Source organism: Martelella sp. UBA3392 (assembly GCF_002358775.1).
Classification (GTDB): domain Bacteria; phylum Pseudomonadota; class Alphaproteobacteria; order Rhizobiales; family Rhizobiaceae; genus Martelella; species Martelella mediterranea.
This window is the reverse complement of record NZ_DEPM01000043.1, coordinates 1-1,995: the sequence shown is the minus strand read 5'-3', so window position 1 is coordinate 1,995 and position 1,995 is coordinate 1. Positions and strand designations below refer to the sequence as shown.

Genomic DNA, 1,995 nt, shown 5'->3' with positions numbered 1-1,995 from the left:
GATGAGAAGGAAGGCGCGGCGGCCTGTCTGAAGCCAATAGCTTGCGTTCATTTCCCGTTGGCCTTCCTGTCGGCATGCCGGATCATCATAACAAAGCTCGCGGCAATCAGGGCTATGATCAGCAGGGTGAGGTTGGCGATTGCCGAGGCCCTGCCGATATTGAAGAATTCCAGCCCCTGCTTGATTGCATGCAACATCAGCGTGTTGGTGGCATTGCCCGGCCCGCCGCCGGTTGCCACATAAACCGTATCGAACACGCGGAAGGCATCGACGGTGCGCAGGATCAGCGCCAGGAGAACCGCAGGCAGCATCAGCGGGATCACGATGATCCTGAGTTTCTGAAACCCCGTAGCGCCATCGACGGAAGCCGCTTCCAGAATGTCTGAGGGAAGCGCCTTCAGGCCCGCCAGCAGGATCAGTGCCACCAGCGGCGTCCATTCCCAGACATCTATGAAAATCAGCGTGGCCAGGGCGGCGTGCTGGTCCGCCAGTAGGCCACGCGGATCGGTCAGTCCCCATTGGGCGAGGTAATAGCCGATCATGCCGTAATCGGCGGCCAGAAGCCCCTTGAAGATCAGGCCGACGACCAGCGGCGTGATGGTCACGGGGATCAGGATCAGCGCCAGCGCCAGCCGGTTGAACCGGTCATCGCGCCAAAGCGAAAGCGCCAGCGCAAAGCCGAGCAGGAGTTCGAAGAAGACCGCGCCGACGGTGAAGATCGCGGTATTGATCAGGGCCTGTCGGCTTACCGGATCGGTGATGATTTCGATGTAATTGTCGAGACCGGCGAATTTGGTCCGCTGCGGGCGGATCAGATTGTAGTCGTAGAGGCTGTACCAGATGCCCTGCGCCAACGGCCAGATGCCGACAACCAGAACATAAGCCACGACCGGCACGGCCATGATAGCGAGAAAGACCTTCCGCCTTGTGGCAAAGGCCATTCCCTTGGGCTCGATCAACCCGGAGGGCAGGGGATCTGCAATCGCACTCACGCGCGTAACCTCGATTTCAAGAAACATGCAAAAGCCGGACCGCGCGGCATCAAAACGCGCGGTCCGCAGATTTCAGCGCAGGTCTCAGAACAGGTCCTCGGCCTGTGCCTGTGCGGCATCCAGCGCTTCCTTCGGATCGGCATCGCCGACCAGTACGGAATTGACAGCCGTGCCGAGGAAATCCTGGATCTGCGGATATTCCGGAATGCGCGGACGATAGTCATAATTGCCGTTCTCGAAGGTTTCGGCAAGCACCGGCAGGAACGGGAATTTTGCCGTCAGGTCGGGATCGGTCATCTCGCTTTTGCGCAGGAAGCTGCCGGCGCCCATAAGGTTGAATTCCTTATGGATTTCGGGGCTGGTCAGCCATTTGATGAAGGCCCAGGCGGCTTCCTGCTCTTCCGGGGAGACATCGGCGTTGATCGCCATGCCCCAGCCGCCAATGCCATAGCTCGGCGCCACATCGCCCGGATGCGGGGCGGTGGTGATGGCGACATCGTCGACGACCTTGGAGATTTCGGGATTGTAATAGCCCGGCGCGCCGACCGACCAGGTCTGCATCAGCGCCGCAACGCCCTGGCGGAAGCTTTCCTCGCGGCCGCCCCAGTCATAGCCGGCAGCGCCGGGAGGGGCAGCGTTGCGGAACAGGTCGCGATAGACCTTCAGGCTTTCCACATTGGCATCCGAATTGAGCGTCGGCATGCCGTCCTCGCCCATGATCGAGCCGCCCATTTCGCTGTTATACTGCATCCAGTCCTGGGCGCTGGCCGGGCCCTTCTGGCCGTTGGCGACGAAGCCGTAGAGGCCGGCGGCAGGATCGGTCAGCTTTTCGGCGGCGGCGACGAATTCTTCCATCGTCTTCGGCGGTTCAAGCCCGGCCGCGTCAAGGCGGGTCTTGTTATAGGCCAGAACGTTGGCATAGCCGGCAAACGGGAAGGCGACCTGCTGGCCTTCGTAATTGCCGAGACCCATCATCAGGTTGGGATAGATGTCATCGACGTCG

At 60.9% G+C, this 1,995-nt stretch carries 2 protein-coding genes; both read right to left on the bottom strand.

What is annotated here, in order from left to right:
• Positions 1-47 precede the first annotated feature (47 nt).
• Positions 48-941 carry a carbohydrate ABC transporter permease gene (locus tag B4E36_RS03465; RefSeq protein ID WP_292056950.1) on the bottom strand — a complete coding sequence of 298 codons (894 nt, stop codon included), beginning with the start codon at positions 939-941 and terminating at the stop codon, positions 48-50.
• 135 nt (positions 942-1,076) lie between these two features.
• Positions 1,077-1,995, bottom strand: a 919-nt coding sequence (locus tag B4E36_RS03460; RefSeq protein WP_345899979.1) for a sugar ABC transporter substrate-binding protein, incomplete at its 5' end; no start/stop codon positions are given.